This window comes from Pseudomonas sp. GW821-FHT09E12, from assembly GCF_059416085.1.
In genome coordinates this window covers 366,522-387,373 of sequence record NZ_JBWKOM010000006.1, presented here as the reverse complement: position 1 = coordinate 387,373, position 20,852 = coordinate 366,522, and the positions used below count along the sequence as shown (strand labels likewise).

Genomic DNA, 20,852 nt, shown 5'->3' with positions numbered 1-20,852 from the left:
CCGAAACAAAAACAGTGTTAGAGGCCAAAGGCGGCTGCAACCAAATTAGACCATCTGGCGCGCGGTGCGCAGCATGACCTAATTTGGTGCATTACGGGAGCGATTTACTTCAGGCTGCCCGAGAGGAATTGTTGCAAACGTTCCGATTGCGGATTGACCAGCACTTCGCGCGGGTTGCCGCTCTCTTCCACCAGGCCCTTGTGCAGGAATATCAGCTGGTTCGAGACTTCACGGGCAAAGCCCATTTCGTGGGTCACCACCACCATGGTCCGGCCTTCCTGGGCCAGGGCCTGCATCACTTTCAGCACATCGCCCACCAGCTCGGGGTCGAGCGCCGAAGTCGGCTCGTCGAACAGCATGACCTCAGGCTCCATCGCCAGCGCCCGGGCGATCGCCACGCGCTGCTGCTCACCGCCGGACATGTGGCCCGGGTAGGCATCCTTGCGATGCGCCACACCGACCTTGGCCAGGTAGTGCTCGGCCTTTTCACGGGCTTCGGCCTTGGGTACGCCGAGCACATGCACCGGCGCTTCCATGATGTTTTCGATAGCGGTCATGTGCGACCACAGGTTGAAATGCTGGAACACCATCGACAGGCGCGAACGCATGCGCTGCAACTGTTTTGGATCAGCCGCCTTCAGGGCGCCGTCCTTGTTCGCCACCAGCTTCAACTCTTCGTTGTTCAGCAGGATCTTGCCGGCGTGCGGCTGCTCCAGCAGGTTAATGCAACGCAGGAAGGTGGATTTGCCGGAGCCACTGGAGCCGATGATGCTGATCACATCGCCAGCCGCCGCTTTCAGGGACACGCCCTTGAGCACTTCGTGACTGCCATAGCGTTTATGCAGGTCTTGGACTTCAAGTTTGTACATGCTGTCGGTTCTCACAAAAGCAGTCAGTCGTTGAGCAAGCGCCCGTGCCGCAGCGCTTCGCGCCCCGCCACCTTGGCCAGCCAGAAACCGGGTTGGGCGTAACGCAGCCGCTCAACGGCGAACAACACGCCGCTGGTGCCAGCACACAGGGTGCTGACCCGATCGGATAAGGGATCAATCACTTCAAAAATCGGCTCGCCCTTCTCCACCCAGCTACCGGCCGGACGCAGAAAACTCACCACGCCGGGATGCGGCGCAAACAACAATTCGGTGCCTTCGAAAGGCATGGCCTCACACGCTTCATGCTGCGGCGCCGGCCATTCGCCCGCGATCAGCCCCTGCTCGGCGAGGAACGCCAGGATGCCTTCGGCGTGCGCCTCGGCTTGCGGACGACCAGTGTCGGCCTGACCGCCCAGCTCGAGGGTGGTCGCCAGGCAGGCCAGCGGAATCTGCGCCTGCGGGAACTGGCGCGACAGGCGCAGCCAGGGCAGCGAACAGGCCTCATCGAACGAACTGCCGCCAGAGTCTTCCGCCAGCAGGCCGACCCGCACGTTCAGATGGGCTGCCAGCGAACGCCACTGCGGCCAATGCTGCGGCAAGGCGTACATATGCAGCGCCGCTTCCGTATCACAGTGCAGGTCCAGCACCACATCCGCGGTGCAGGCATGACTCAGGAGAATACGCTGCATGCCTTGCAGCTGGCTCGATGGCGCCGGCAGTTCGGCCAGCACATCACTCATGGCCTGGCGAATCATCTGGATATTGGCGTGCGGGTCATCCCCCAGGCACCCTTCCAGGCGAGCCGCGACTGGCACACTCAGCTCGACGAAATCGCGATTGAAGTTCTTGCCACTACCGGCCTCGAACCGCCCCTGGTGATTGCCCTGCAACAGCTGCCCCAGGCCCATCGGGTTGGCCACCGGCACCAGTTCGATCACGCCGTTCAGCACGCCCTGGGCTTCCAGTTCGGCCAGGCGCTTTTTCAGCTCCCAGGCGGTGCGCATCCCGGGCAGTTCGTCCGCATGCAGACTGGCCTGGATATAGGCCTTGCGCTCGCCGTGGCCGAAACGGAACACCGAGATCTGCCGCTCGCTGCCCAAGTGGCTCCATGGCAATGCGTGGTCAATGCGTTCCATATCAGTGCTTCCGCGGCGCCAGGTAACGCAGCCAGCGGCCTTCGGCCAGCTTGAACAGGCGCACCAGGATAAAGGTCAGGCACAGGTAGAACACGCCGGCAGTAATGTAGGCCTCGAACGGCAGGTAGTACTGCGCGTTGACCGTACGGGCCGCACCGGTGATGTCGATCAGGGTCACGATGGAGGCCAGGCTGGTGGTCTGCAGCATCATGATCACTTCATTGCTGTACTGCGGCAGCGCCCGGCGCAAGGCCGACGGCAGCAGGATGCGGGCATACATTTTGTAGCGCGACATGCCCATGGCCTTGGCCGCTTCAATCTCGCCGTTCGGCGTGGCCTTGAGGCTGCCGGCGATGATTTCGGCGGTGTAGGCGCTGGTGTTGATGGCAAATGCCAGGCACGCACAGAAGGTCGCACTGGACAGCCAAGGCCAGAGGAAGCTCTGACGCACCACATCGAACTGCGCCAGTCCGTAATAGATCAGGAACAACTGCACCAGCATCGGCGTGCCGCGGATCACATAGGTGTAGAGCCAGGCGCTGAGGTTGACGATCGGCTGCTTGGACACCCGCATCAGCCCCAGGGGCAGCGCCGCCAGCAGGCCGAAGAACAGCGACAGGGCCAAGAGTTTCAGGGTGGTCAGCAGGCCGCTGAAATACAGCGGCAAGGCCTCATAGATGACGTTGTAGTCGAAGATCATAGATCAGCCGCCCTTACGCCTACCGAGTAGCGCTTCTCAAGGTGACGCAATGCCAGCAACGAGACACTGGTGATCACCAGGTACATCGCCGCCACCGCGAGGAAGAAGGTGAAAGGCTCACGGGTGGCGTCAGCCGCCTGCTTGGCCTTGAACATCATGTCTTGCAGGCCCACCACCGAAATCAGCGCGGTGGCCTTGGTCAGTACCAGCCAGTTGTTGGTAAAGCCCGGAATCGCCAGACGGATCATCTGCGGCACCAGCACCCGGAAGAACACCTGGAAGCTGTTCATGCCATAGGCCATGCCCGCTTCCGCCTGCCCCTTGGGAATCGCCATGAAGGCACCGCGGAAGGTTTCCGACAGGTAGGCACCGAAGATGAAGCCCAGGGTGCCGATACCGGCAGCCAGCGGGTTCAGGTCGATGTAGTCGTCGTAACCCAGCATGGGCGCGACACGGTTGAGCAGGTCCTGGCCGCCGTAGAAGATCAGCAGGATCAGCACCAGGTCGGGAATCCCGCGGATCACCGTGGAATACAGGTCGCCCAGCCACGCCAGCCAGCGCACCGGCGAGAGACGCAGCGCGACCCCGATCAGACCCAGAACGATGGCCAGGGCCATGGACGACAAGGCAAGCTGAAGCGTCAGCCAAGCGCCATCGAGGATGACAGCCCCGTAGCCTTTCAACATGATTCAGGTCCTCGAAAATTGGGATGAAAAAATGGCGCAAACTTCAGAGATTCTGCTGCTTGCGCCATCTCGGACTTGCTGATTCGACGATTTACTGGCCGTAAATGTCGAAGTCGAAGTACTTGTCCTGGATTTGCTTGTACTTGCCGTTCTCGCGAATGGCAGCGATCGCACCGGTGATCTTGTCTTTCAGCGCATCGCCTTTGCGTACGGCGATACCCACGCCGTCGCCGAAGTATTTGCTGTCGGTGAACGCCGGACCGACGAACGCGAAGCCTTTGCCGGCGTCGGTTTTCAGGAAGCCGTCATTCAACAGGGTAGCGTCTGCCACGGTGCCGTCGAGGCGACCGGCCGCCACGTCCAGGTAGATCTCGTTCTGCGAGCCATATGGCTTGATCTCGGCACCCAGCGGAGCCAGCACTTCACGGGCGAAACGCTCGTGGATCGAACCACGCTGCACGCCGATGTTCTTGCCCTTGAGTTCGGTCAGGCCGTCGCTGACCTGGGTACCGGCCTTCATGACCAGGCGCGCAGGGGTGTTGTAGTACTTGCCGGTGAAGTCCACGGACTTCTTGCGGTCGTCGGTGATCGACATGGATGACAGGATCGCATCGATCTTGCGTACCTTGAGCGCGGGGATCAGGCCGTCGAACTCCTGCTCGACCCACACGCACTTGACCTTCATTTCTTCGCACAGGGCGTTGCCGATGTCGTAGTCGAAACCGACGATGCTGCCGTCCGGAGCCTTGGAGGCGAATGGAGGGTAAGCCGCTTCGATACCAATTTTCAGAGGCTTTTCATCGGCGAACGTCGGCAGGGAAAGTACGGAGGACAGTGCCAGGGCGCCAAGAAGCACGAGTTTCTTCATCTTAGGACTCCATCGGTAAAGGGCGAAAACGGCAGAGTGAGCGACAGCCCAATATGCGAATGGGTGGAACCTGATAGCGGTGCTGCGTCCTTGAGGACCTGGCCACGAACCTCATGCGGGTTCCCGGACAGGCAACGACGAGCGAGTGATCGGCATTCTAACGACAGGCCCGAAGCCGATATTTCCTCAATGCGACAACAAATTACAGAAGCACTGAGAAACCAGGTCGAGCACATTGACAGCTCTTCAGATTTATGCAAGAGCAAAAGACGGTAAACCAATCTGTGCTGCAAATTGCGGGCCTATTATTCGCAAAGCCTTCTATTCCGGCAAGCGCAGCGTTATGACTTATTTTTTACCGCCCCCGCAAAGGCCCTGAAACAGGGCTTGGCGTTTCTCATTGCCCCGAATCCGGGCAGCGGGTTACACATTCCCCTCCTCCGGTAACATTCAGATACGCCTGATGGACATACCGATATTTATTCGATCGAAAAGCCGCTGCCTGTAGCCGCTGCCGCAGGCTGCGATAAGGCCCGAAGGGCCTTTCAGGGCCTTCAAGAGCGCGTCTCCTGCGGAGCCGATCGCAGCCTGCGGCAGCGGCTACAGGGGGCGGCACTAACACCCATAAAAAAGCCCCGCCCGGCACAAGGCCGGACGGGGCTTTCACTGAGACCGATTCGCCTTAGGCGACGTTCATGGTCTTGTGGGTATCGACCAGATGCTGCACCACGCCCGGGTCCGCCAGGGTGGAGATATCCCCCAGGCTGTCGTACTCCGCCGTGGCGATCTTGCGCAGGATACGGCGCATGATCTTCCCGGAACGGGTCTTCGGCAGGCCAGGCGCCCACTGGATGACATCCGGCGAGGCGATCGGACCGATTTCCTTGCGCACCCAGTTCTTCAGCTCCAGGCGCAATGCTTCGCTCGGTTCTTCGCCACCGTTGAGGGTGACGTAGACATAGATGCCCTGCCCCTTGATGTCATGGGGCACACCGACCACCGCCGCTTCAGCGACTTTCGGGTGAGCGACCATCGCGCTTTCGATCTCCGCGGTCCCCATGCGGTGGCCGGAGACGTTGAGCACATCGTCCACCCGCCCGGTGATCCACCAGTAGCCGTCTTCATCGCGACGGGCACCGTCACCGGTGAAGTACATGCCACGGAAGGTCTTGAAGTAGGTATCGACGAAACGATCGTGGTCGCCATACAGGGTGCGCGCCTGGCCTGGCCACGAATCGAGGATCACCAGGTTGCCTTCGGCGGCGCCCTCGATAATGTTGCCCAGGTTGTCCACCAGCGCCGGCACCACGCCAAAGAACGGACGCGCCGCCGAACCCGGCTTGAGGGCATGGGCGCCCGGCAGCGGGCTCATCAGGGTGGCGCCGGTCTCGGTCTGCCACCAGGTATCGACGATCGGGCAACGGGATTGACCGACATTCTTGTAGTACCAGTCCCAGGCTTCCGGGTTGATCGGCTCACCCACCGAACCCAGCAGGCGCAGGCTGCTGCCATCGGCGCCTGCGCAGGCGGCGTTACCCGAGGCCATCATGGCGCGGATCGCGGTCGGCGCGGTGTAGAGGATATTGACCTTGTGCTTGTCGACGATCTTCGCCACGCGGGTCACGTCCGGATAGTTAGGCACGCCCTCGAACAGCACGGTGGTCGCGCCATTGGCCAGCGGACCATAGACGATATAGGTGTGGCCAGTGACCCAGCCGACGTCGGCGGTGCACCAGTAGATTTCCCCCGGACGGTAATCGAATACGCGCTCGTGGGTCAGGGCCGCGTACAGCAGGTAGCCGCCAGTGGTGTGCTGCACGCCTTTGGGCTTACCGGTGGAGCCGGAGGTATAAAGGATGAACAGCGCTTCCTCGGCACCCATTTCTTTAGGCGCACAGACGGTACCGGCCACTTTCATCAAGTCTTCGTACCAGATGTCGCGATGCTGGTTCCACTTGATCTGGCCATTGGTGCGCTTGCACACGATGACCTTCTGGATGCTGCTGGTTTCCGGGTTGGTCAGCGCATCGTCGACATTGGCCTTGAGCGGAATCTTCTTGCCCGCGCGAATGCCTTCGTCGGCGGTGATCACCACTTTGGATTTGCAGTCGATGATCCGCCCGGCCAGCGCTTCCGGCGAAAAGCCGCCGAATACCACCGAGTGAATCGCGCCGATCCGGGTACAGGCCAGCATGGCGACCACGGCTTCGGGAATCATCGGCATATAGATAGTCACCACGTCGCCGCGGTGCACGTCCTGGCCACGCAGGGCGTTGGCGAACTTGCAGACCTGCTCGTGCAGTTCGCGGTAGGTGATGTTGCGGCTTTCGGAAGGATCGTCGCCTTCCCAGATGATCGCGATCTGATCGCCGCGCTCGGCCAGATGGCGATCCAGGCAGTTGTAGGAAACGTTGAGGGTGCCGTCGGCAAACCATTTGATATCGACATGGTGATCGTCGAAGGAGGTCTGCTTCACCGTGGTGAAAGGCTTGATCCAGTCGAGGCGCTTGGCTTGTTCGCGCCAGAAGCCGTCCGGGTTGACGACCGACTGCTGGTACATGGCCTTGTAGGTCGCCTCGTCAGTCAGCGTGTTGGCCGCAACCTCGGGACGAACGGGATACAGAGAAGCCGCACTCATCTTTCTTACCTCGGTGACATAGTTGTTGTTGTATGACCCCGTTGTAGCCGGGGCGGGCCTATAGAACCATTCGACGATGGTAGTAACAACCCCCAGCCGATCCCCCTGAAAAGTGCTTTACCCCCTCTATTACGGGACTTGCGGTAGTTTCTGCGGTAAGTAGAAGACCGCTGCCAGGCCGCTGGGGGTCGTTTTTAACGGGATTGTTACAAAAACCGTCAATAGTGTTTATCAAAAGCACGCCTGTATAGCGCCTACTCAGGCGCCTAAAATCAACCTCGCCAACAAGGCAATGTGATTAACCAAGTTACAGCCCCCACGAAGGCAGTTAATCCAGACTTCTACTCAAGTTCCACACGCAGCCCCACAAAGGCTGCGTGACCCTACACGACCTTAGAAAGGTGAAATCAAAATGAAAGCTTTATTAATTCTGGCCCTCAGCAGTCTTTGCGTTACAGCAATGGCCGACGAGATCCCGACTGATGTCGCAAGCCAGCAACCGGCAGTAGAGGAATACTCTTACTCGTCCGACCTGGACATCGCCAAAGTTATATCCATGAGCGAAGTTCCAAATGTATGCGAAGTTGTACCTGCACGTATGGAATATGAAGACTCGAAAGGTCTGCGGCACATTCTGCAATACCGCGTCATGGGTAACGGCTGCTCTAACGGCTGATACCAAAGTTGCTCTTCAAGTTCCAACAATTGCCGGCCGCAAGAGATCTTTCTTGCGGCAAAGATGGCCAGATGCATAACTGAATCCAGACTGGTTGCAAGCCATCGCCCAATGCAGTGCGACCACGGCTTTCGCACTCCCCTTTTTCATCTGTCGAGCCACATTGCGGGGAGCGTTTCCATATCGCCCCAAGGGGCTTGATGATGGTCCGAAAATGCCTTCTCGAGCATCAAGAACGACCTCGGGTGGCAACCCGGGACAGTAGTGTTTCAAAGGTCAAAAATTGACCATCCAACACAAGATGTAGTGGCAAAAGCGTTTTTTTGCTTATTTTTTGAGCAAATTATCCGACTGACAATTTGCACCATGAATTGAACACAATCCTGTCTACCAAAGCCCACGACCTTCCCTGTAAGCCTTGTACTACGGGGCTTGCAGAGCATTGCGCGAAAAAGCCGAGGTCTCGGATCGCTTCCAGGCGGCAAAAAACCGCAAAACCGGGTGAAAAAAAATCTTTGCTGGCCAAAGCCTTGTAAACCCTCGCTCCGCCGCGATCACGCCCCTCGCCAACCGAATCGTGAGCCACTTCGTCGCACCACAGCGGCAAAAAAATCCCTATAATGCGGCCTTAAAACGGGCCTGCAATATTCCCTTACAGGGATAAACAGCCAATCCGAAGCCAGCGCAGGAGTCGACTCGGTCCTCTGCGCCCATAACCGCCTCGGAACTCCCGTACATATTTTTGTTTATTGCCTGCGTTAGCTGCCGCAACAAACGATTCCTTAAGATCCAACGCGGCCAGTTCGGCCGTGTGAAAAGCCAACCATCAGTTTTCACACGGGCATCTGGCCCTCACGCAGGAGACGACACGTCATGCTGAGCTGGGACGAATTCGACAAAGAAGAAGGCGAAGTCGCCGTTAAAGGCGCCAACGCCGGCCACGCTGCCGAAGCTGCCATGGACAAACTCGACAGCGCCGGTGGTGCCGCCGCTCTCGAAGCCCGCGCCGTAACCGCCAGTGATTCCGCTGCCGTTGCCCGTGCCAAGGCCTCTCTGGACCAACTCGACATCGCCGAAGGCCTGGCCGAGTTGGAAGGTGCTTCCGCCCGTGTCGCCGTCGATGAAAAGCGCATGATCAACTGCCGCGCCGACCTCAACCAGCTGGTGCCATTCAAATACGACTGGGCCTGGCAGAAGTACCTGGACGGTTGTGCAAACCACTGGATGCCGCAAGAAGTCAACATGACCGCCGACATCGCCCTCTGGAAAAACCCGGAAGGCCTGACCGACGACGAGCGCCGCATCGTGATGCGCAACCTGGGCTTCTTCTCCACCGCCGACTCCCTGGTTGCCAACAACCTGGTACTGGCCGTGTACCGCCTGATCACCAACCCGGAATGCCGCCAGTACATCCTGCGCCAGGCGTTCGAAGAGGCGATCCACACCCACGCCTACCAGTACTGCATCGAATCGTTGGCCATGGATGAAGGCGAGATCTTCAACATGTACCACGAGATTCCATCGGTCGCCAAGAAAGCGGCCTGGGGCCTGAAGTACACCCGTTCGATCTCCGATCCGAAGTTCGAAACCGGCACCGTCGACACCGACAAGGAGCTGCTGCGCAACCTGATCGCCTACTACTGCGTTCTGGAAGGCATCTTCTTCTACTGCGGCTTCACCCAGATCCTGTCCATGGGTCGCCGCAACAAAATGACCGGCGTCGCCGAGCAGTTCCAGTACATCCTGCGCGACGAATCCATGCACCTGAACTTCGGTATCGACGTGATCAACCAGATCAAGATCGAAAACCCGCACCTGTGGGATGCCGAGATGAAGGAAGAAGCCACCCAGATGATCCTCCAGGGCACCCAACTGGAAATCGAATACGCTCGCGACACCATGCCGCGCGGCGTACTGGGCATGAACGCGGCGATGATGGAGGACTACCTCAAGTTCATCGCCAACCGTCGCCTGTCGCAGATCGGCCTGAAAGAAGAATACCCGGGCACCACCAACCCGTTCCCATGGATGAGCGAAATCATGGACTTGAAGAAAGAGAAGAACTTCTTCGAGACTCGCGTGATCGAGTATCAGACTGGCGGCGCGCTGAGCTGGGATTGATTCCGAGCTCCTGCCCTGTGCCGATCTCGATCTGAATCGGCACAACGAAAGATCAAAAAAGCCCTGACTTGCTCAGGGCTTTTTTATTGGGACCCGGTATCCCCGACTCCAGGCAAATCATCCAACCCGGAACTCAATCGGCGGAGGCCAGGGCACCACGAATCTCCTTTTTCACCGCCTCGAAATCCGCCGCCGCGCGGGGATCGTCCAGCAGCCGGGCCGCCAACACCGCGGCACTGATCTTTCCGCCCTCCAGGTCGCTGGGGAAATGCACACCGGCGATGACCCGGCTGTCGGCATTGATCTGTGCGCGGCTGAACAACTCGCTGCGTTTCTCTGGCAGCGCCATGCTCAGCAAAGTGGCATTGAGATAACCATTCATCGAGTGACCGCTGGGGTAGGAATCGCCCTCCGGTGGCGGCAATACCGGCTTCACCAGTGCCGAGGCTTCGTAAGGGCGCGGCCGACCATAGCTGTGCTTGGCCGGCATCAGGAATTGCACCAGGTCTTCCTGGGCCCGCCGGAAGAAGGCCCGGGTCAGGGGCAGGCGCTCAATGCTGAAACCGGCGCCGAGGGATTCCCTGGCGAAGTGGAACACACTGTCTTCCCATTCATCATCCTGCTGGACCCGGCTCACCTGAGCGCTACTGCGTGCTGCCTGGGCCGCCAGCACGGCTGTCAAATCGCTTTGTTGCAACGATGAATCAACAGTTGGAGGTGGTGGCAGGTAGTCAGCCAGCCGGAACTGATTGGCCGGCAGATAAGGCAAGGCTGCCTGTTCCGCCAGGACGGCCCCGGTGCCGGACAGGGCCAGACAAAACAACAATGAACGCGCAAGAACAGGCATATGGAGGTCCTCGTTATTGTGAGGGGAAAAGCCGTCTGGCTGGTTCCCACCGGGCCTTCATTCATGAGGCCGGCGCCTTCTTATCGGCCATTTGTTCGAGGCTTACTTGTCCCTCCTTGCCAAAGGTGTGACGTTCTCTGCCAGGACTACTCAAGACAGCTAAGCTTTTGTTTTTACAAGCTTTAACGCGTAGGACTCGTCTCTATATGGTGAGAGTTTTGTTAATTAGAACTGTAGGAAATTTCATGCCCCTCATGCAGCCGCCATGACCTGGCAAGACTCAGGAAGGCTGTCAGTTTGATTGGTCCCGACGGGGGATTTTTCGTGAGCACGCCCGCCCTACCAAGGGCGTGGTTGGAACGGGGTCATGGCTTGTTCTGTTCCAACGGACGCCAGTCGAAATGCTGCCGTTCGCCGACGCCATTGAAGTCGACGCGATAGGTGTGTTGCTTGCCGCCGATATCGCAGACGCCGATCAGATCGTGGTTATGCTGTTCGCGCGGCGGTGGCGTCTGGATACGCACGGTACCGTGGCAGTTTTCGTAATTGCAGGGCGCGGTATTGCGATACAGCAGGTAATCGCCACTTTCATCACGCTCGACCCAACGCCCATCGATGAATCGGGCCTGGTCAGGCGCAATGCTGGCGGTGGCCATCTTGCGCTTGCCGTTGCACAGCATCACCCCGCCCATGGCGGCGGCCATGATGAGGTAGGCCAGGATCCGCGACTCCACATTGAAGTAGGAAAGGATGCCCAACGCGTCGGCCAGGATCGACATGACCGAAAGCGCCAGCGCCGGCAGCGATAGAAAAAACGCCACCGCGCCTTTGATGACGCTGCCCCGGCTAACCCGCTCGACACTCCTGGGATCGATGACGAACTGAATGCTGGTGCGTTCAGGCGCCTGATTCTGGGCAATGTTGATGTGGTTGGCATCACCAATGGAGCCGATATTGATGCGATTACCGTCAGACATGAACCTGAGCCTTTTCCGGTGATGAGTGGAACGTGCTACCTACAAGGTTATGCCGAGATCAGCGCCCATGCTTGAAAAGATCAGTGCACTCCCCTGCGCCACCCGCTATTAATAGCCTTCTTCACTCAAGGACCCGAGCCCCCATGAAATTCGACACCGCCTACTGCATCAGCCTCGACGACAAGCTGTCGATCTATGACGTGCGCGATCTGAATTTCGACGAGACCATGGCCTTCGACTCAGCCAAGGAACAATTCCAGTGCCCCAACGATGCCTGTCGCGCCACCTTTGCCGCTGACAATCATTTGGGGACCTTCAATGCCAAGAACGTCAATTACATCCGCACCCCGCATTTTAAGAACCTGCCTGGCACCCGGCATATCGAAGGCTGCCCGTATGGCACCAGCAGGACGCTGGCAGCCGGGGTGGAGGGTACGCCGGACGAGGATGATCGGGAGGAGCATTTCCCATCGGAATTGCTGCTGGCCCGCCGCGAATATGTGCGCAAGCCCGCCAGCCCGGCAGCGGATGGCGATACGCCAGGAACTGCCGCGCCAGCCCCCTCCTCCAGTCTGCGCACGCCGGCCCCGGCTCAGGCCGGCACCCCAGACAAGACCAGTGTCTTCGCTCATCCGGTGGAGTGTTTTGTGTCGAATATCGACGACAAGGAGCTGCTCAAGCGCATGCCGCTGAAGATCGGCGAACACACGGCGTCCTATGCCTCGTTCTTCAAGAAGATCGAATACCTGCTGGACAACAAGGGGTTGATCTACTGGGGCAAGATCAAGGAGATCAAGGACTACACCCAGAGCTTTCGCATCGACTTCGAACAGAAGGTCTGGTTCAAACAGGCGGACGAGGCAAAAAAGAAGCCCTACTCGGTCAATGTCTACCTGAGCAAAAAACTGATCGAGAGCTACCGCAAGCGCAAAGCCTTCCTCGAAGAGATCAAGCATGCGATCGACAGCGAACAAGAGCTGTATTGCTTCTTTTATGGCGTGACCCCGGAGCTGAAACAGGTGCCAAGCAAAAAACACCCCGAACAGACGTTCGGGGTATTCAGCGCCAACATCGAGAACCTCGACCACTTCATCATTCGTGAAGCGCCGGGGTTGGCGCTGGGCTAACCCTTAGCGAACCAGCATGCCGAGCATTACCAGCACCAGCAGGCCGATATACACCCGCGCATGCAGCCGGTCGGGAATGCGCCCGATCCACGGTGAGGCCAGGCACATGCCCAGCAATGAGCCGAGGGTCAGCACGGCAAACGCCAGCAGGTCGATATAGCCGATAAACCAGGGGCCCAGATCGAAGCGACTGAAGCCGGCCATGGCCATATAGGTCAAGGCCCCGGCCAGGGCTACCGGCACGCTCAGCGGGTTGGCCATGGAGGTGGCCTGGGTCATGCTCAAGCCACAACGGCGTAGCAGGGGCACGGTCATCACACTACCGCCGACACCCAGGAAGGTAGCAATGGCCCCGATGCCCAGGCCTCCGGTGTTTTCCAGTCGCCCCAAGCAGCGCGGCGCACGGGTGTCGCTCTGTTCAAGAAAGCCACGACGCATCAGGCAATCGGCAATGGTCAGCGCCAGGTAGGCGATAAAGGCGTAGCGCATCGCCTCACCACTCACCGCCATTGCCAGGACCGCCCCCGCTATAGCTCCCAGCCCGATGTAGCCACCCAGCGGCCACAGATAATGTCGAATCAGGTTGCCCGCGCGGCGGTGTTTGCCGGTGGCCATCAGCGCGTTGACGATCATCACGCAGGTCGAGGTGGCGACCGCTATATGCATGGCCGACTGAGCGACGGCATCGTCAGCGCCATGGCTGCTCAGCAACATGCGATACAGCAGCGGCACCACCACAAAGCCGCCGCCAAAACCGAACAGCACCGCGCTGATCCCGCTCATGCAGCCGAACACCGCCAGCCATAGATAAAACATCGAAGGGTTCTCCGTTAGCAGAAGACCTCGACGATAGAGCGCCAGGGCTTGGCCGGCTTTAGCAAGTTAGCCAATACTATTTGCATTCACGCCAACCCGCGGACGCCGACGCCATGCGTAACACTTCGATCGACCTGCTGGATCACACCCCACGCGCCGTGGTCGCGATCGGCACCGATTACCCCCAGGGCCACCTGTTGTCCAGCCACAGCCATCGTCGCGCGCAACTGTTGTATGGCGCCACCGGGGCGATGCAGGTCAGCACCACGAATGGCCGCTGGGTGGTGCCGCCACAGCGTGCGGTATGGATTCCGCCCCGGGTGGCCCATGAGGTGCTGATGCTCGGGGTCAGTACCCGCAGCCTGTACATCGAACCGGCGGCCATGCCGGCCCTGGGCGATGAGTGCCAGGTGATCAGCGTGTCGCCACTGATGCGCCAGTTGCTGATGGAGGCGGTGGATCTGCCGCTGGCGTACGACGAGAACGGACGCGACGGTGTGCTGGTCAGCCTGTTGTTGCATGAACTGAGCCGTACCACCCGCCTGCCCCTGCACATTCCCCTGCCCGAAATGCCACGCCTGCTCACCCTGTGCCAGGCCTTCCTGCAACAACCCGATGCCCACCAGTCTCCCGAGCAATGGGCGCAACAGCTGCACATCAGCCTGCGCACCTTCAACCGCCTGTTCCGCGAGCAGACCGGCATGAGTTTCGTCCAGTGGCGCCAGCGCGCCTGCGTGGTCAGGGCCTTGCCCCGACTGGCCGCAGGCGAGTCGGTGACGCGAATCGCCCTCGATTTCGGCTATGACAGCCCCGCCGCCTTTTCCACCATGTTCCGCCGGGTAGCGGGGCAACCGCCCAGCGCCTACCTGGAAACCGGGGACATAGCGCCGGGACAAGACTTGTCACGAAGACGTTGAGGCGATCGGCAAAATGAGTTTGATCCGGGAGCAAAACAACTGTACAAATAAACAGTACTTTATTGACTCATTTTCACCCGCTTCCGGAGAAATCCCATGGCCTCACTCGCGATGAAAGTCACCCTGGAACGAATCGCCCTCTTCCAGTTCACCCCAGAACACTGCATTCAGGCCCGCGCCATGCTGGGGTGGAGCCAGGAACAGCTGTCACAGGAATCCGGCGTCTCGATTGCCGCCATTCACCGCTTCGAGGCGGGCGGCGAATTGCTCGACGTGACCCGACTGGCCCTGGCCTTTCGCCTGGAAGCAGAAGGCCTGGTGTTCTTCCCCGGTTTCGCTCCGGGGCGTGGCATGAACATCAAGGGTGCGACGCCCAACCCGATGGAACGGCCCGACTACGCCATGATCGAGTGATCCAGGGCGCTCAATACCTCTTCCTGTAATGCCTGCACCGAGCGGTGAGTGGCATCGAGGCGGATTACCGGGCAGCTCAGCCCGGTGATCCAGCTCTCATGCCGGCGCAGGCTGCGCGTACCTTGTCCACCCGTGTCGTAGCCAGCCGCCCAGGCAAGGAAGGTTTGAGTCGCGAGATGGCGTTCGCCGCCCTCATGGATCTGCTCGCCGTAACGCTGAAACTCGCGCACCCGCAAACGCTGCAGGCGGACCTCGGGGTCCAGGCGGAGGAAAATGGCATGGGTGAAAGCCTCAATCATCGGGTCGCCCCAACCGCACAAGGAGCCGGACAACACCCAGTTGTCCAACCCGGCCACCTGCTGCTGCAACAGCTGGATGCGCTCGTCCCGGGGGCGGCGCAGGCTGAAAGGCTGTGCACTGGAGCGCCAGAAGAAGTTATCGGAATCGAAGTGGGCAATATCCAAACGCTGGGCCAGCGCCTGGCCCAAGGTCGTGGTGCCGGAACCAGATGCGCCAAACAGATGAAGCCGATAAGCCATCACCAGGTCCGTCGAGGGTATTGGGGGAATTCTCTAGATACTCCCCAGGGCCGGACACGGCAACCTGGCGATAGCCGGGCTCGGGGAGTAGCCGATGAAGGGTCTACAGATCGCTTGCCGTTACCTGCTCGGCCACGGGGTCGACCTCCATCCACCAGGCGTGCCCCCGCTGCGGGTGCGACAGGTTGAAGGCCTCGCCCATCTGCGGCGTGGCAATGGCGATGCTGCGTTCCCAGGCCAGCGAAAGGATGCGGTCAAACGGTTCGTACCAGGCATGCATCGACAGGTCGAACGTGCCGTTGTGGATGGGTAACAACCAGCGGCCCTTCAAGTCGATGTGCGCCTGCAGGGTCTGCTCAGGCTGCATGTGCACCCCCGGCCACTCGACGTTGTAGGCGCCGGTTTCCATCAGGGTCAGGTCGAAAGGGCCGTAACGCTCGCCAATCCGCTTGAAGCCGTCGAAGTAACCGGTGTCACCGCTGAAGAAGATCCGGCTGTCGCCATCGATCATCGCCCAGGAGGCCCACAGCGTGCTGTTGCCATCGAACAGGCCACGGCCGGAGAAATGCTGGGACGGCGTGGCGATAAAACGAATGCCATCGACTTCCGTGCCTTCCCACCAGTCCAGCTGACGCACTTTGTCGGCCGGCACACCCCACTTCACCAGGGTATCGCCCACGCCCAGGGGGGTGAGGAAATGGCGGGTCTTGTCCGCCAGCTTGAGCACGGTCTGGTGGTCCAGGTGATCGTAGTGATCATGGGACAGGATCACCGCTTCGATCGGTGGCAATTGCTCCAGGCTGATAGGCGGCTGGTGGAAACGTTTGGGACCGACCCATTGCACCGGCGATGCGCGTTCGGCGAATACCGGATCCGTGATCCAGAACTTGTCATGCAGCTTCAACAGCACCGTCGAATGCCCCAGGCGGTAGACGCTCTGGTTCGGCGCCGCCAGCAGCTGTTCGTGGGTCAATGGCTGCACCGGAATGGCCCCGGTGGGGCGAGTGTTGCGCGGTTTGTGGAACAGCATGCGCCAGAAAATACCCAGCGTCTTGCCCAGCCCGGCACGCCGGACCGGCGTGTGATTACGGAACGCACCTTGTTCCTGCAGGGACGTTTCGGGACGTGAGGCGCTGTCTGCACGGGAAGAGAGAGTGGCCATGAATCAGTGACTCCAAGGAACCCGAAAAGGCTCCGGTGATTCTCTGCGGAACGACAAAGGCCAATGCACGCAAGCGTCAGCCGACCATCGTTTTTCTGTCATGAACTACACTGTACAGTGTAGTTTTTCTAGATTGCAACAAACCCGGGACTAAGTAAACTGCCCCCGGATAACTGCCAACGACCGCCATCGAACCCAACTTATGACAGCTCCGAAGCGCCTGACCGACCTCAAACGCGAAGCCATCATCCAGGCGGCGATCACCGAATTCCATGCCAGCGGGTTCGATATCACCAGCATGGACAAGATCGCGGCGACGGCCGGAGTTTCCAAGCGCACGGTGTACAACCATTTCCCCAGCAAGGAAGAGTTGTTCACCGAGATCCTGCACAAGTTATGGGCCAGCATCAGGGCGCGACCGGACATTCTTTACCGTCCGGGATTAAGCCTGCGTGAACAGTTGCGCGAGTTGTTGATGGCCAAGCTGCAACTGCTGGCCGACGACAATTTCCTCAACCTGGCACAGGTTGCCATTGCCGCCACCCTCCACTCCCCCGAGCGCGCCCAGTACATGGTGGCGCGCATGGGCGAGCGCGAGGAAGGCCTGATGGTGTGGATTCGTTCGGCCCAGGCGGACGGCCAGCTCAAGCCGCTCGACCCGGATTTCGCCGCCCAACAGATCCACGGCATGCTCAAGACCTTTGCCTTCTGGCCGCAGATCACCATGAACCTGCCGCCTCTCGACGTGGAGGAACGGCACCGTGTCGTCGAATCCGCGATAGACATGTTCCTGGCCACCTATCAGGCCTGATCCCCCCTCGACAGCGAATCCGCCGTGCTGCAACGGTGCTGATCGACCGCTCTGCAATGGGCGTTTGCGTACGCCCGTGCCATTAAATGGCCTGCAAGGACACTGATTATTCTTCCTGGAATAAATGACAATGTTCGCCGCCTCGCCCGCGGAAGGATGGCGGCCAGTAAAAACATCACAAGGTATTTCAATACCGGCTGACACGGAATTTTATGGATAACCAACAAGGCAAAGGGCTGTCGTTTGCCAAACGTATTTACCTGCCCAGGGTGGTCGGGATGGGAATCGGCTGCCTCAGCGTATTCGCCGGCCTGTACCCGGTGCAGCAACCGTCCTGGGTCTGGGCGCTCCTGCTGTTCAACGGTTTTCTCTGGCCGCACCTGGCGTACCTGATCTCGACCCGGGCCGAGTTTCCCTACCAGGCTGAACGCCGCAACCTGTGGTGCGACTCGCTGTTCGGGGGCTTCTGGGCGGCAGCGATGCAGTTCAATCCGCTACCCACGGTGACCATCCTGGCGATGATGGCCATGAACAACCTTGCGGCCGGAGGGCTGCGCTTGTTCATCCGCGGCTTTTTCGCCCAGCTCGGCGGTGTGCTGCTCGCTTGGTTGCTGCTCGGCCCGGCCTTCACCGGGCACACCACTCAGTGGCAGATCTATGCTTGCCTGCCCATGCTGACCCTCTACCCGATGGCCCTGGGCATGGTCTGCTATCAGTTGGCGATCAAACTGTTCGAACACAAGCATGCCCTGCGCGCATTGAGTCGCACCGACAGCCTCACCGGCTTGCTCAACCACGGCGCCTGGAAAGATCTGCTGCACCTCAAATTCACCAAGTGCCAGCAGCAACGCTGCCAGGGCACCATTGCCTTGATCGACATCGATCATTTCAAACGCATCAACGACTGCCACGGCCATATCCTGGGCGATACCGTGCTGCATCAGTTGAGTTGCGACCTCAGGCACAACCTGCGCCAAGGCGACCTGACCGGTCGCTATGGCGGAGATGAGTTCTGCGTCATCTTCCCCGCGACCTCACTCCAGCAGGCCCACGAAGTCATGGAGCGGCTGCGTGAGGTCTTCAGCCACTATCGCCATCCGGACATACCGCAACTCAGGGTCAGCCTGAGCATTGGCCTGGCCGCCTGGCACCCGGGGCTGAGCGATGCAGCGATGTGGCTCATCGAAGCGGACAAAGCCTTGTATGCCGCGAAAAACTCCGGGCGTAACAAAGTCGCAAGCGCCAGCCAGGAAAGCCACGCCTTCCTCGCCGCAATGAATGACTCCTGAGAAGTTGTACAAAAAACATTCGGTATAACTTTACTCAGCATCATTCAGGTCATTTCGGAATAATTGTTCTTAACACTATTCCAAAAACCAGATAAAACCCTTCGGTCACAAAAAATAAACCCTCTACACTCAAAGTCACAGTGTCTTTCCAAGTGTTCAGATATCCAAAAGTACGCACGTATCACTTAAGCGTTTATCTGCCAGTCATGGAATGCTGGCATTGAGCGGAAAATGCCGAGGTCCCTTGGCTTTCGGCATTCAGGCGCGCAACAGGGACTGCCTTCAGGTTTTTCCCACGGAGTACCGGCCATCATGCTATTTAGCCGCCAGAATAAAAGGATCGACGCCTTGCAGCGCACCATCGCCCAACAAGCCAGCCTGCTCGATGCCATCGAACGCTCGATGGCGGTGATCGAGTTCGACCTGGAGGGCATAGCCTTGCGGGCTAACGACAATTTCCTCAAAACCATGGGCTATCGCGCAGAACAGGTCGTCGGCCACCACCACCGCCAGTTCTGTCGCCCCGAGTTTGCCCTCAGCAACGAATACCGCGAACTCTGGGCGCGCCTGAAAAACGGCCAGTTCGAAGCGGGCACCTTCGAACGCATCGATGCCAAAGGGCAATCGGTGTGGCTTGAGGCCAGCTACAACCCGATCAAGGATTCCGACGGCAACGTCATCAAGGTGGTGAAATACGCCCTCGACGTCACTCTGAAAGTCCAGCAGGAGAGCGAGTCCAAGGGCAAGCTGCATGCTATTGACCGCGCTATGGCGATGATCGAATTCAATCTCGACGGCAGCATCATCACCGCCAACCAGAACTTCCTCAATCGCCTCGGCTATACCCTCGCCGAACTCAAGGGCAAACATCACCGGATTTTCTGCAAGCCCGAACTGGTGAACAGCAGCGCCTATCAAGATTTCTGGCGGCGTCTCAATCAGGGCGAGTTCTTCAGTGGTCAGTTCGAGCGCATCGACAAATATGGGCAATCGCTGTGGCTCGAAGCCAACTACAACCCGGTGTACGACGCCGCCGGGCGCTTGTGCAAAGTGGTCAAGTACGCCTCCGACGTCACCGCGATGGTGGAAAAACATGCCCAGGACGCCCAAAGCGCAACCCAGGCCTATCACATCTCGGTCGAAACCCGGCATGTCGCCGAACAGGGCACCGAGGTGATCCAGCAAGCGGCCAGCGAAATGCGCCAGATTGCCGCCAACATCGAAGCGTCGTCGACCCTGATCGCCAAGCTCGGCGAGCGCTCCGAACAGATCACCGCGATCGTCAACACCATCCGGGCGATCGCCGACCAGACCAACCTGCTGGCGCTCAATGCCGCTATCGAAGCCGCGCGCGCCGGCGAACAGGGGCGCGGCTTTGCCGTAGTCGCCGACGAGGTCCGGCAACTGGCCGCCCGTACCAGCGGTTCGACTGCGGAAATCTCCGAGATGATCGACATGATCCAGACCGAAACCCAGCAAGCCATCAAGAGCATGGACGGCACCCGGGATCGGGCGGCCAAGGGCGTCGACCTGGCGGATCAGGCCGGCACGGTGATCCTGCAGATTCGTGACGGTACCAGCGAAGCGGTACAGGCCGTGAGCATGTTCGCCAACGAACGTGCAGCGTTCTGAACCGGCGTTTCTGAATCGATGCCAGGGAAGGCGTCGACGCCGACAGGGCTCTATAGTGACCGGCAGTCCCATCGCCCCGAGCCCGCCATGAACCCGACTCCATCCGAAACAGCCTCAGCCGCCCCTGTCGACCACCTGCGTTTCCACCGCCCCCACGCCCATCTGGCCCCGACCTTCGGCACCGACCGCTTTGCCCTGAAGGCCGAAGCCTTCGCCCGCTTTTTCGGCACCCCGACCTTTCTCGGCGCGCAAACCCTGATCGTACTGATCTGGATCGGGCTCAACCTGAGCGGGGTGACGCACTTCGACGTCTACCCCTTCATCCTTCTCAACCTGGCTTTCAGTCTGCAAGCGGCCTATGCCGCGCCACTGATCCTGCTGGCCCAGACTCGCCAGGCCGCGCGCGACAAAGCCCAGACCGACGCCGATGCCCAGCACCGCGAAGCCATCGCTATCGCCAACAGCGAACGTCAGGCGCAAGCCGCGCAACACAGCGCGCAACTGCTCGAACTGCTGGAGCAGAACACCCGCCTGACCGAGATGACCAAACAGCTGAGCGAACGCATCGAGGGCCTGACCTCGGAAATGCACCGGCACGTCCTGCACAAGGACCCGCCCCAGGCATGA

The 20,852-nt window shown here is 59.7% G+C and carries 20 protein-coding genes and 1 pseudogene; 10 read left to right on the top strand and 11 right to left on the bottom strand.

Annotation, left to right across the window (positions count from 1 at the left end; all coding sequences use genetic code 11):
- Nucleotides 1-104: 104 nt before the first annotated feature.
- The 6 genes from AC07PQ_RS20080 to acs all read right to left on the bottom strand — a co-directional run bounded on the left by AC07PQ_RS20080 (nt 105) and on the right by acs (nt 6,897).
- On the bottom strand, nt 105-869 hold the full coding sequence (locus AC07PQ_RS20080; RefSeq protein WP_007921545.1) for an ABC transporter ATP-binding protein: 765 nt from the start codon (nt 867-869) through the stop codon (nt 105-107).
- A gap of 23 nt (nt 870-892) precedes the next feature.
- On the bottom strand, nt 893-2,005 hold the full coding sequence (locus AC07PQ_RS20075) for a succinylglutamate desuccinylase/aspartoacylase family protein (RefSeq protein ID WP_493186044.1): 1,113 nt from the start codon (nt 2,003-2,005) through the stop codon (nt 893-895).
- A 1-nt stretch (nt 2,006) separates the two neighbouring features.
- Nucleotides 2,007-2,705 (bottom strand): ABC transporter permease, encoded by a 699-nt coding sequence (locus tag AC07PQ_RS20070; RefSeq protein ID WP_007921542.1) that lies wholly within the window; start codon nt 2,703-2,705, stop codon nt 2,007-2,009.
- Nucleotides 2,702-3,391, bottom strand: a complete 690-nt coding sequence (locus AC07PQ_RS20065) for an ABC transporter permease (protein ID WP_007921541.1) — start codon at nt 3,389-3,391, stop codon at nt 2,702-2,704. Before AC07PQ_RS20065 ends, AC07PQ_RS20070 begins: the two co-directional genes overlap by 4 nt.
- 91 nt (nt 3,392-3,482) lie before the next feature.
- Nucleotides 3,483-4,259, bottom strand: coding sequence for an ABC transporter substrate-binding protein (locus AC07PQ_RS20060; protein WP_007921537.1), 777 nt, complete (start codon nt 4,257-4,259; stop codon nt 3,483-3,485).
- A gap of 682 nt (nt 4,260-4,941) precedes the next feature.
- Nucleotides 4,942-6,897, bottom strand: coding sequence for an acetate--CoA ligase (acs, locus tag AC07PQ_RS20055; RefSeq protein WP_007925196.1), 1,956 nt, complete (start codon nt 6,895-6,897; stop codon nt 4,942-4,944).
- 412 nt (nt 6,898-7,309) lie between these two features.
- On the opposite strand from acs, the gene AC07PQ_RS20050 reads away from it, so the two are divergent.
- Nucleotides 7,310-7,573, top strand: a complete 264-nt coding sequence (locus AC07PQ_RS20050; protein WP_007925194.1) for a DUF2790 domain-containing protein — start codon at nt 7,310-7,312, stop codon at nt 7,571-7,573.
- Nucleotides 7,574-8,446: 873 nt separating this feature from the next.
- Nucleotides 8,447-9,694 (top strand): ribonucleotide-diphosphate reductase subunit beta, encoded by a 1,248-nt coding sequence (locus AC07PQ_RS20045; RefSeq protein ID WP_007925192.1) that lies wholly within the window; start codon nt 8,447-8,449, stop codon nt 9,692-9,694.
- A gap of 133 nt (nt 9,695-9,827) precedes the next feature.
- On the opposite strand, the gene AC07PQ_RS20040 is transcribed toward AC07PQ_RS20045, so the two are convergent.
- Together AC07PQ_RS20040 and AC07PQ_RS20035 are read right to left on the bottom strand one after the other, a co-directional pair.
- Nucleotides 9,828-10,541 (bottom strand): acid phosphatase, encoded by a 714-nt coding sequence (locus AC07PQ_RS20040; RefSeq protein ID WP_493186045.1) that lies wholly within the window; start codon nt 10,539-10,541, stop codon nt 9,828-9,830.
- 365 nt (nt 10,542-10,906) lie between these two features.
- Nucleotides 10,907-11,518 (bottom strand): phage holin family protein, encoded by a 612-nt coding sequence (locus AC07PQ_RS20035; protein WP_007925190.1) that lies wholly within the window; start codon nt 11,516-11,518, stop codon nt 10,907-10,909.
- Between the two features lie 143 nt (nt 11,519-11,661).
- Here AC07PQ_RS20035 and AC07PQ_RS20030 point away from each other — a divergent pair, with 143 nt between their 5' ends.
- Nucleotides 11,662-12,645 carry a hypothetical protein gene (locus tag AC07PQ_RS20030; protein ID WP_493186046.1) on the top strand — a complete coding sequence of 328 codons (984 nt, stop codon included), beginning with the start codon at nt 11,662-11,664 and terminating at the stop codon, nt 12,643-12,645.
- Nucleotides 12,646-12,648: 3 nt separating this feature from the next.
- On the opposite strand, the gene AC07PQ_RS20025 is transcribed toward AC07PQ_RS20030, so the two are convergent.
- Nucleotides 12,649-13,461, bottom strand: a complete 813-nt coding sequence (locus AC07PQ_RS20025) for a sulfite exporter TauE/SafE family protein (RefSeq protein WP_492570841.1) — start codon at nt 13,459-13,461, stop codon at nt 12,649-12,651.
- A 113-nt stretch (nt 13,462-13,574) separates the two neighbouring features.
- Between AC07PQ_RS20025 and AC07PQ_RS20020 the strand changes: the two genes are divergently transcribed.
- Both AC07PQ_RS20020 and AC07PQ_RS20015 read left to right on the top strand, forming a co-directional pair.
- Nucleotides 13,575-14,378 (top strand): AraC family transcriptional regulator, encoded by an 804-nt coding sequence (locus AC07PQ_RS20020; RefSeq protein ID WP_493186047.1) that lies wholly within the window; start codon nt 13,575-13,577, stop codon nt 14,376-14,378.
- Nucleotides 14,379-14,474: 96 nt separating this feature from the next.
- Nucleotides 14,475-14,792, top strand: coding sequence for a helix-turn-helix transcriptional regulator (locus tag AC07PQ_RS20015; protein ID WP_007925185.1), 318 nt, complete (start codon nt 14,475-14,477; stop codon nt 14,790-14,792).
- Here the strand turns inward: AC07PQ_RS20015 and AC07PQ_RS20010 are convergent.
- Together AC07PQ_RS20010 and AC07PQ_RS20005 are read right to left on the bottom strand one after the other, a co-directional pair.
- Nucleotides 14,774-15,331, bottom strand: a complete 558-nt coding sequence (locus AC07PQ_RS20010) for an AAA family ATPase (RefSeq protein WP_493186048.1) — start codon at nt 15,329-15,331, stop codon at nt 14,774-14,776. The two genes, AC07PQ_RS20015 and AC07PQ_RS20010, sit on opposite strands and share 19 nt — an antisense overlap.
- A 103-nt stretch (nt 15,332-15,434) precedes the next feature.
- The gene (locus AC07PQ_RS20005) at nt 15,435-16,493 is read right to left on the bottom strand and encodes an MBL fold metallo-hydrolase (protein ID WP_493186049.1); all 1,059 of its coding nucleotides are present in this window, start codon (nt 16,491-16,493) and stop codon (nt 15,435-15,437) included.
- Between the two features lie 202 nt (nt 16,494-16,695).
- Here AC07PQ_RS20005 and AC07PQ_RS20000 point away from each other — a divergent pair, with 202 nt between their 5' ends.
- The 5 genes and pseudogenes from AC07PQ_RS20000 to AC07PQ_RS19980 all read left to right on the top strand — a co-directional run bounded on the left by AC07PQ_RS20000 (nt 16,696) and on the right by AC07PQ_RS19980 (nt 20,852).
- Nucleotides 16,696-17,304, top strand: coding sequence for a TetR/AcrR family transcriptional regulator (locus AC07PQ_RS20000; RefSeq protein WP_493186050.1), 609 nt, complete (start codon nt 16,696-16,698; stop codon nt 17,302-17,304).
- A 212-nt stretch (nt 17,305-17,516) separates the two neighbouring features.
- A complete protein-coding gene (locus AC07PQ_RS19995) occupies nt 17,517-18,593 on the top strand; it encodes a diguanylate cyclase (RefSeq protein ID WP_493186051.1) in 1,077 nt (358 codons plus the stop codon).
- A 231-nt stretch (nt 18,594-18,824) separates the two neighbouring features.
- Nucleotides 18,825-19,670 (top strand): annotated as a pseudogene (locus tag AC07PQ_RS19990) (PAS domain-containing protein); the annotation flags it as partial.
- Between the two features lie 3 nt (nt 19,671-19,673).
- Complete coding sequence (locus AC07PQ_RS19985; RefSeq protein WP_495072392.1) at nt 19,674-20,225, top strand: methyl-accepting chemotaxis protein; 552 nt, start codon at nt 19,674-19,676, stop codon at nt 20,223-20,225.
- An 87-nt stretch (nt 20,226-20,312) separates the two neighbouring features.
- Complete coding sequence (locus tag AC07PQ_RS19980) at nt 20,313-20,852, top strand: DUF1003 domain-containing protein (RefSeq protein WP_007925179.1); 540 nt, start codon at nt 20,313-20,315, stop codon at nt 20,850-20,852.

Coding starts and splice junctions, on each gene's coding strand:
- AC07PQ_RS20080 (WP_007921545.1), bottom strand. CDS start 869: ATGTACAAACTTGAAGTCCAAGACCTGCATAAACGCTATGGCAGTCAC.
- AC07PQ_RS20075 (WP_493186044.1), bottom strand. CDS start 2,005: ATGGAACGCATTGACCACGCATTGCCATGGAGCCACTTGGGCAGCGAG.
- AC07PQ_RS20070 (WP_007921542.1), bottom strand. CDS start 2,705: ATGATCTTCGACTACAACGTCATCTATGAGGCCTTGCCGCTGTATTTC.
- AC07PQ_RS20065 (WP_007921541.1), bottom strand. CDS start 3,391: ATGTTGAAAGGCTACGGGGCTGTCATCCTCGATGGCGCTTGGCTGACG.
- AC07PQ_RS20060 (WP_007921537.1), bottom strand. CDS start 4,259: ATGAAGAAACTCGTGCTTCTTGGCGCCCTGGCACTGTCCTCCGTACTT.
- acs (WP_007925196.1), bottom strand. CDS start 6,897: ATGAGTGCGGCTTCTCTGTATCCCGTTCGTCCCGAGGTTGCGGCCAAC.
- AC07PQ_RS20050 (WP_007925194.1), top strand. CDS start 7,310: ATGAAAGCTTTATTAATTCTGGCCCTCAGCAGTCTTTGCGTTACAGCA.
- AC07PQ_RS20045 (WP_007925192.1), top strand. CDS start 8,447: ATGCTGAGCTGGGACGAATTCGACAAAGAAGAAGGCGAAGTCGCCGTT.
- AC07PQ_RS20040 (WP_493186045.1), bottom strand. CDS start 10,541: ATGCCTGTTCTTGCGCGTTCATTGTTGTTTTGTCTGGCCCTGTCCGGC.
- AC07PQ_RS20035 (WP_007925190.1), bottom strand. CDS start 11,518: ATGTCTGACGGTAATCGCATCAATATCGGCTCCATTGGTGATGCCAAC.
- AC07PQ_RS20030 (WP_493186046.1), top strand. CDS start 11,662: ATGAAATTCGACACCGCCTACTGCATCAGCCTCGACGACAAGCTGTCG.
- AC07PQ_RS20025 (WP_492570841.1), bottom strand. CDS start 13,461: ATGTTTTATCTATGGCTGGCGGTGTTCGGCTGCATGAGCGGGATCAGC.
- AC07PQ_RS20020 (WP_493186047.1), top strand. CDS start 13,575: ATGCGTAACACTTCGATCGACCTGCTGGATCACACCCCACGCGCCGTG.
- AC07PQ_RS20015 (WP_007925185.1), top strand. CDS start 14,475: ATGGCCTCACTCGCGATGAAAGTCACCCTGGAACGAATCGCCCTCTTC.
- AC07PQ_RS20010 (WP_493186048.1), bottom strand. CDS start 15,331: ATGGCTTATCGGCTTCATCTGTTTGGCGCATCTGGTTCCGGCACCACG.
- AC07PQ_RS20005 (WP_493186049.1), bottom strand. CDS start 16,493: ATGGCCACTCTCTCTTCCCGTGCAGACAGCGCCTCACGTCCCGAAACG.
- AC07PQ_RS20000 (WP_493186050.1), top strand. CDS start 16,696: ATGACAGCTCCGAAGCGCCTGACCGACCTCAAACGCGAAGCCATCATC.
- AC07PQ_RS19995 (WP_493186051.1), top strand. CDS start 17,517: ATGGATAACCAACAAGGCAAAGGGCTGTCGTTTGCCAAACGTATTTAC.
- AC07PQ_RS19985 (WP_495072392.1), top strand. CDS start 19,674: ATGGTGGAAAAACATGCCCAGGACGCCCAAAGCGCAACCCAGGCCTAT.
- AC07PQ_RS19980 (WP_007925179.1), top strand. CDS start 20,313: ATGAACCCGACTCCATCCGAAACAGCCTCAGCCGCCCCTGTCGACCAC.